The 7,760-nt window shown below is 72.4% G+C and carries 6 protein-coding genes and 2 pseudogenes; 3 read left to right on the forward strand and 5 right to left on the reverse strand.

What is annotated here, in order from left to right:
* Positions 1–226: 226 nt before the first annotated feature.
* Genes ACY5KJ_RS14920 through ACY5KJ_RS14940 form a run of 5 tightly spaced genes read right to left on the reverse strand, consistent with a single transcriptional unit; the run spans position 227 to position 3,533 of the window.
* Positions 227–664, reverse strand: coding sequence for a DUF3180 domain-containing protein (locus ACY5KJ_RS14920; protein WP_462186144.1), 438 nt, complete (start codon positions 662–664; stop codon positions 227–229).
* Complete coding sequence (folK, locus tag ACY5KJ_RS14925) at positions 661–1,266, reverse strand: 2-amino-4-hydroxy-6-hydroxymethyldihydropteridine diphosphokinase (RefSeq protein WP_462203618.1); 606 nt, start codon at positions 1,264–1,266, stop codon at positions 661–663. Before folK ends, ACY5KJ_RS14920 begins: the two co-directional genes overlap by 4 nt.
* A gap of 4 nt (positions 1,267–1,270) precedes the next feature.
* The gene (gene folB / locus ACY5KJ_RS14930) at positions 1,271–1,738 is read right to left on the reverse strand and encodes a dihydroneopterin aldolase (protein ID WP_462186142.1); all 468 of its coding nucleotides are present in this window, start codon (positions 1,736–1,738) and stop codon (positions 1,271–1,273) included.
* On the reverse strand, positions 1,735–2,670 hold the full coding sequence (gene folP, locus ACY5KJ_RS14935) for a dihydropteroate synthase (RefSeq protein WP_462186141.1): 936 nt from the start codon (positions 2,668–2,670) through the stop codon (positions 1,735–1,737). The genes folB and folP overlap by 4 nt, the downstream gene beginning before the upstream one ends.
* Positions 2,667–3,533: a GNAT family N-acetyltransferase gene (locus ACY5KJ_RS14940; RefSeq protein WP_462203619.1), complete on the reverse strand. Its 867-nt coding sequence runs from the start codon at positions 3,531–3,533 to the stop codon at positions 2,667–2,669. Before ACY5KJ_RS14940 ends, folP begins: the two co-directional genes overlap by 4 nt.
* 824 nt (positions 3,534–4,357) lie before the next feature.
* On the opposite strand from ACY5KJ_RS14940, the gene ACY5KJ_RS14945 reads away from it, so the two are divergent.
* The 3 genes and pseudogenes from ACY5KJ_RS14945 to ACY5KJ_RS14955 all read left to right on the forward strand — a co-directional run.
* Positions 4,358–5,779, forward strand: a complete 1,422-nt coding sequence (locus tag ACY5KJ_RS14945) for a hypothetical protein (RefSeq protein WP_462186139.1) — start codon at positions 4,358–4,360, stop codon at positions 5,777–5,779.
* A gap of 35 nt (positions 5,780–5,814) precedes the next feature.
* A pseudogene (locus tag ACY5KJ_RS14950) lies at positions 5,815–6,760 on the forward strand (phosphotransferase).
* A 341-nt stretch (positions 6,761–7,101) separates the two neighbouring features.
* Positions 7,102–7,760 (forward strand): annotated as a pseudogene (locus tag ACY5KJ_RS14955) (hypothetical protein); the annotation flags it as partial.

The raw sequence follows: 7,760 nt of genomic DNA on the forward strand, positions 1-7,760 counted from the left end.
CCCAGGCGCCACGTCACCGCACCATCCACCGACGACATGAACAACGCCGACAATCACCACCCTACGAAGGTGGTCCAGGACAATCCCGACACCGACCACGGTCATATATCGCAATCTATCCCAGAGTAGCCCTGCCAACACGAATCGGCACAGTCAGCCCATCGGTGGTCGCACCACTTTTCGGTGTTCCATCGGAACATTCCGCCCAGAACCAGGGCGGGCCGGGCTAACGCTTCTTGACCCGGCACACCTGTTCGAGGATGAGGCCGCCGGTCAGCAGCACCATCGCCGCGGCCAACCCGAGACCCGCGGTGAGCGCGTCGCCCCCCGCGGTCGGGAACTCCCCCGTGCGGGGCATGGTGTAGCCGAACACACCCGCCCAGAGGCCGGCGAGCGCCGCTCCGACGACGGAGCTCGCCTTGGCCAACGCGGCGAGCCGGGCGACCGTGAGCGGGAGGATCGGGCGCGTTCCCGGCCGTCCCTCCAGCCGGTGGCGGGTCAGGGACGCGACCTGGAGCTCGAGGGCGCCGATCATGAGAACCGACACCGACGCCGTTCGCGGCAGCGTGGGAATCGATCGGTACGCCCACCACAGGAGCAGGTACCCGAGTGCCCCGAACGCCACCGCGACCGCGATGAGATCACGCGCCCGGGTCGGTCTCACCTGGCCGCCTCTCCGGCATCACTGCCGCCGACGGCGGGATCGGTGACGGCACCGGCCCTGGGATCCGCCTCGACGACGAGATCCGCCTCGACCACGAGATCCGACAGCGACCACGGGGTCCGGCGCAGACCGGCCGGGTGGTTCCCCACGGCCATCCGGGCGACCAGATCGGCGACCCGCCCGTGCCCAGGCAGCGTCGCCTCGGGATCAACGTCCAGCCAGGGCACGCAGACGAAGGCCCGCAGATGTGCTCGGGGATGCGGCACGAGGATCTCAGGGTCGTCACTGCGCAGGTCACCGACCGCGATGACATCGACGTCGAGCGTTCGCGGGCCCCACCGGACGGCCCGGACCCGCGCGGCCCGTTCCTCCACCTCGCGGACGACCTCGAGCAGATCACGCGGGGGCGCCGGACGCACCAGGACGACGGCGTTCAGGTAGTCGTCCTGCTCGGGTCCACCGACGGGTGCCGTCTCGTACACCGGTGAGCCGGCGAGCACCCCCAGCGCGCGGTCGAGCCGGTGGACGGCGGCGGACAGCCGGCCCAGACGATCACCGAGGTTGGACCCGAGCGACAGCACCGCATGGTCCGGCCGGGTCATCCGATCACCCGCCATCGGTGGCGACCCCCGCGGCCGCGTCCGGCGCGGTCACCGACTCGACGCCGTCGACCCGGTTCCGGACGATCGTCACCGCGACGTCGGCGAACGGAACCGCGATCGGGGCCGCGGGCTTGTGGACAGTCACCTCGGCCCGCATCACCCGACCGTCCCGCAGACAGGCGCGGACGAGTCGATCGGCGAGGGTCTCAATCAGATTCACGGGTTCTCCGGTGACGATCCCGGCAAGGGTCTCGGCAAGCTCGCCGTAGTGCACGGTGCGGGTCACGTCGTCGTGGGACGCTGCCGAGGAGAGGTCGAGCCACAGCGTGGCGTCGACGACGAACTCCTGGCCAAGATCCCGTTCCGCCGCCAGAACCCCGTGGTGGCCGCGAGCCCGCAGCCCCGACAGGGTGATCCGGTCGAGCGACGTGGCCCTCGGTCGGGAGGCGACCTCCGCCGCGGAACCCGTCACCGCGGAACCCACGGAACCTCCCGGTCTTCCACCCGGCCGGCGTCCACGGCCCAGCCGGGATCGACCTCGGGTCCGTCCCCGGGCCGGTCACCATCGTCCCGCCAGGCGCGCACGACCCGCACGGCGTCGGCGGCCGGCCGGACGGCATGCACCCGCACGCCCCACACCCCGGCCGCGGCCAGCAACGCGGTGGTCGCCTGGGTGGCGTCGTCCCGGTCTGCGACCGGCCGGGCCGAGCCGTTCGCGCCCGCCAGTACCGAGCCGAGAAACGACTTGCGGGACGTGCCGACCAGCAGCGGCCAGCCGAGCGCGAAGAAGGCGTCGATGTGGCGCAGAAGCGTCCAGTTGTGCCGGGCGGTCTTGGCGAAGCCGAGGCCGGGGTCAAGGATGACCCGATCCTCGGCGATCCCGGCGGCCAGCACGGCCTCGAGCCGGTCCACGAGTTCCGAGACCACCTCCGCGACCACGTCGCGGTACACCGCCCGGGACGCCATGTCCGCACTGGTCCCCCGCGCATGCATCAGCACATAGTGCACGCCGCGGTCGGCGACGAGACCGAGCAGATCGGGATCGGCGCCGCCGGACACGTCGTTGACGAGCACTGCCCCGGCGTCGACCGCGGCGGCGGCCACGGAGGCACGGCTGGTGTCGATGCTGACCCGGACGCCCGCGGCGGTGAGCTCGGCCACCACCGGGAGCACGCGACGCATCTCCTCGGCGGCGATGACCCGGGACGCGCCCGGTCGGGTCGACTCGCCACCGACGTCGACGAGATCCGCCCCGTCGTCGACCATCCGCAGCCCGGCCCGGACCGCCTCCAGCGGATCGAGGTAGGTACCGCCGTCCGAGAACGAGTCCGGCGTGACGTTGATGACGCCCATCACCCTGGTCAGGCCGCCCGGCACGAGGAGTTCCTCGACGGTCCCGCTCATGGGAGACCTCCACCGGACGTCGCGCCCAGCGGCGCACGGCGGTAGGCGTAGCGGTAGACCGGCCGGAAACCAAGATCGGCGTACAGGCCCCGCGCCGCGGCGCTGATCTCTTCGACCTGCAGATAAGCATGAGTGGCGCCTCTGCCCGCCGCCCACTCGGCGAGTGCCGCGATGACCCGGCGGGCCGCGCCCCGGCCACGGGCCACAGGCAGGGTCGCCATGCTGTAGACACCCAGCCAACGATCGTCCGCGATGCCGCGTCCGACCGCCGCCGGTACGCCGTCCACGGTCAGGGTGATGTAGATGGTGGGCAGCCGCAGCGCCGAGAGCACCGCGAGCGTGCCGGGCCGCTGCACGTTGAATGTCGTCAGCACCTGGCCAGCGACCTCCAGCCACTCATCCGTCGGCGTGGTGGTGACGGTCACCCCCACCGAGCCGGCAGCCGCCGGTGCCAGGTCGGCACCACGCACAAGGTCGGCGAGGGGCGCCGTGCAGACGTCGGTGGGACCGGTGTCGTCGTACCCGGCGGCGTCAAGGACCGCGCCGAGCCCGGTCGGCCGGGAGAAGGGCGCCAGCTGGAAGGTCGGCGGCAGACCGGCGGCGGTGTAGAAATCCCGCACCGTGGCGAGCGCCGCGGCGAGGTCGGGCACGTCACCGCGAGCCCAGACCGAGTTGCCTCGCCGGGACGATCCGGCGGACTCGCGCAGCACCCACCCGGCCCGTTCGACCTGGCGCAACGGCGGCCAGGCCCGGTGCGCCTGGTCATCGAGCTCACGGGCCAGGGACGCGTCGGCGGATGGCAGGTTTGCCCGCGGCCCGACTAGTGGATCGGCGGGACGCCGCGCCACGCGGTCATCAGGCACGGCGCGCCGACCACGGCCGGCCTGGTCGACACCAGCTGCGCGACCTGCCGGCCGGAAAGCACGTCGGGGAGCCATCGATCACAATGCCGAGGCTACCGACCCGAACGCAGGGATGGACGACCCGAACGCAGGGATGGACGCCGGCACCGATCGGACCAACATCGGGCCCCCAACTTCACCTTTTCGGTAATCATGACGAGATGTCATGATTTCAAAGCTGTTGCCGCCTCGTTCCCGTTCTGGAGCGGACCGACGGCGGGCCGCATCCCGGCCTCCCTCGGCTCGTCGCCCGGGACCCTCCCGGGCCGGGGCGATGATCCGCAAGCCTGCGCCGCGCGATCCTGTCGGTCCTGCCAGCGCCCCCCTTCCTCGTCCCGCCACCGCCGACCGGCGAACTCCACCGCCGCATCGCACCGCCGCCGGCTCGCCCGCCGAACATGATCGGCAGAGGAAACCTCCGGGTAACACCACGCAGAGCCACGATGACAGGAACTTTGCGCACCAACAACCATCACCCTTCGGCGCAGCCTCCCTCCTACTATTGACAAAGCGAGACACGGGCCAGATCCGGTCGGACCGACCAGAGTGACCGGAGCGACCGGCCGGCGGCAGCGAGGCCGTCGCACGACCGCCGGGAGACTTCGGCCGTTGATCGCTGGATCCGGCCGGACCGCCGTCAGGGAGGATGGCGGTCGCGGCACCGATGCGGGCGTGTGGTCTCACTGTGCGCCTCCGGTCGGTCGCTTCTCACAGCGGGCTCTACCCCCCACTACCTTGTCGCCACGGTCACGACCGTGGTGTTATCTGAAGGAAGGACGCGCGGCATGCCGCAGTCGAGCGGATCTTCACCGACGCGCGGGCCCGACCCCGAGGCCTGGGTCCCGACGAGCCGGTCGGCCCCTCTCCCACCCTGGTGGGCGACCACCGAGTCGATCATCATCCCGCCGGCGCGCACCCCTCCGGACGACCACCCCGAGGACTACGAGCCGGCGCCGCCGCCCCAGCCTTCGATGACGAAGTCCGCAACGAGCCCCACCGATGTGTCACCAGTACCTGCGGGCACGCCATCCTTCGGCACTGTGAGCGAAGCACCCTTCGGCGCTGTGAGCGGAGCGATCCCGGCGCAGCCGACACCGTCGTCGGCCCCCCACACCACGCGCCTTGGCGCCCCGGCCCCCGGCGCCTCGGACCGCAGACAGTTCCATCGCTATGCGGGAGCGGCGGTCATGACCGCGATCCTCGCCGAGGGACAGATCATGGAGGTCTCGGACGTCCTCGCGGCCAGTCCGGTCCAGCTCGCTCTGGAACGCGCCGACGATCTGCTCGACGACCTCCTCGACGCGCACGAGGCGACCCCACCCGCGCACATCCTGGCCCAGACCGAGCGGTTGCGCCGCGGCTTGGAGCGGCTCAGCCGGCGGTCCATCCCCGCCGGCGACGCCCACCGGCGCGACGTGCTGCGGGGGCGGGTCGCCGTGCTGGGTGCGGATGCGGCCTTCAAACTCGGTGACATCGAGACCGCGCGGTCGCTGACGTCGCTCGGCTTCCAGGCGGGGCGCTCGGTGGGTGAGGGTGCGCTTCGCGGCTCGGCCCGGGAAGTCGCGGCCGTCAACGAGTTCTACGCCGGCCGGCCCGACGAGGCGCTCCGCCTTGCCCGGGACGGGCTGACCCACGTCAGTGGCGGTGCCGTGCGGGCCCGACTTGTCTGCCAGGAGGCGCGTGCCCTCGCCGCCCTCGGTGACGTGCGGGGCGCGGCCCAGGCCCTGGACCGGGCGTACGACCTGGCGGACGCCATCCCGGCAGACCGGTGGGGCCGTCCCGGTCCGAGTTTCGACCAGTTCAATCCGGTCGAGGTGCCCTACAACGCCACGACGGCCCTGTGTCTGCTCGGCCGCCCGCAGGCCGCCCAGGAGCACGCGGATCTCGCCATGCCGAAGCTGGACGGGATGAACGCCCCGGGATTCCGGTCGGTGATCCGCCTCAATCTCGCCCTGGCGCTGGCCCGGCAGGGCCGCCTGGAACTCGACCAGGTCTGCGCGCTGGCCACCGAGGCGATCCAGATCTCCTGGGGGCGAACCGTGGCCTCCGTCTCGGGACGCGCGGATCAGCTGCTCGCGGCCACCCGGCCGCACAGCGAGGTGCACCAGGTGCGGGACCTCGCGGTACTCATCCGGGAGTGGCAGCGCTCCGCGGCGCGGCAGCGGCCCGGCGGGCGCGCGGTTCCCGTGCCGAGCCCGTCGGTCTGACGCCGGCCACCGTACGAGGACCGTACGAGGGTGGAATGGCCGACGGCGGGCGCCCTCCGGCGGGCTCGCCGGAGGGCGCGCGGTTCACCGCGGAGCGGACTCGCCGCGCCCTCGGCGCGATCTGCGCTGAGGCCGGCCTGGACGACTCGGGCGCCGTGCTGATCAAGAGAACCGTGAACGCGGTGTACCGGCTGCCACGGGCCGGCGCGGTTGTCCGGATCATCGGATCGGCCGCGATGGCGCATCGGGTGAGCAAGGTGGTCCGGGTGGCCCGCTGGCTGGCGGAGAACCACGTCCCGGCCGTCCCGGCTGCTCCCCGGCGTGCCGGCCCCGGTCACGGCGGCCGGCTTCCTCGCGACGGTCTGGGCCGACGCGACGCCACCTGGCACCCCGCCCGGCGGCCCGGCACCGGACACCACGGAGCTGGCCGGCGCGCTGCGCGGTCTGCACACTCTGGCGCCGCCGGAACCGCCGCTGCCACGCTGGGATCCCCTCGACGACGTCCGCCGGCGATTATCCGACGCCGAGGCGCTCCCCGAGCCCGACCGCCGTTTCCTGGAGAAGATGACCAGCCGGGTCGCGGCGGCTCTGCCCACCATCCGCTACGCGCTGCCGCGGGTCATCATACATGGGGACGCGCATCTGGCTAACCTCGTACGGGCCGCGGACGGCCGCGCGCTGCTCTGCGACTTCGACGCTACCTGCCTGGGGCCGGCGGAATGGGACCTGATTCCCGTGGCGGTCGGCCGGCTACGCTTTGGTCATGATCCTCAGGCCCACCTCGACCTGGCCCGGGGCTACGACTTCGACGTCACCACCTGGGACGGGTTCGCCGTCCTGCGGGCGGTCCGGGAACTGAAGCTGGTGACGAGCGTGGTGCCGATCCTGGGGAGCAGCGCGACGGTGGCCGCCCAGTTCCGGGTCAGGATCGACAGCCTGCGCTCCGGCGACACCGGCGTCCGCTGGTCCCCCTACCGTTGACGCCTCCCTCATCACCCTCGCTGTCAGGACCCCGGGGAGGAGACGCCCCCGCCGCCGGCACCACACGAGGCACACCGTTTCCACCGGCCGGGCCGTGCGGTCCACGGAACCACATGTCATTCTGGTCAGACCTGTCGGGCCGGTCCGGCGGGTCACGTCCACGTGCCGGACGCCCGGCTCCGAGCGGGGCTACCGGCGCGGACCACCGTCCTGGGCGTGGTCGTCAGATCACCCCGGCCTCATGGCTTGGGTCGCCCGAACGGAGGGGAGGCCCTTGAACACGACGGAGGGAATGCCCGCCCCGGGGATCAACCAGGTGGTGTGCTGCCCGGAGAACAATCATGAACGATGATCCTCGGGAGATCGGCGCCATCCGGGTCGGCGATGTCGGAGATCGGGACCCCGCGAATCCCGGGCCGCAGGAGCGTGGCGGGCGCGTCGGGTCCCCGCCGCCGACCACCGAGCAGCCGTCCCGTTCGGCGAGCCGACTGCCGGCAGTGACGGACACCGGCCGGTCGTCTCCCGACCGAGCCGACCCGGGTCACTGGCAGACCGGTCCGGCGCAGCCGCGCTCCGCCGGTGCCACCGGTTGGACGGTCGACGGCCCCTACCGCCCCGAGCCGGCGGCATCCGCCTTCCGGCCGGGCACCGCCGCCCCGACGGCGTCCCCCGCCGTCTCCGACACCTGGCCGTCGATGCGCCGCGTTGATCCGATGTCGGCCACGGGTTCCGAGGCAACAGGTTCCCACCCGGCCGGCTCGGCGGGCTGGACCGATCGGGGCACTCCCGGGTCCGCGGCCATGAACCGTCGAGGCACGGAGAGTGCCAACGACAACGGCAGGATGCTGCCGATCGAGACCCGCACCTTCGATCCGCTACTCGACCAGTCCCCCCCGAATCCGGGCGGAATGTTCGGTCAAGCGTACCCGCCGCCCCCGCCGGGGGAGACACGGGCCTGGCGGGGGCGATCCGCTGAACCCGCCACCGCCACCGTCCGACC

This window comes from Frankia sp. CcWB3 (assembly GCF_977927595.1).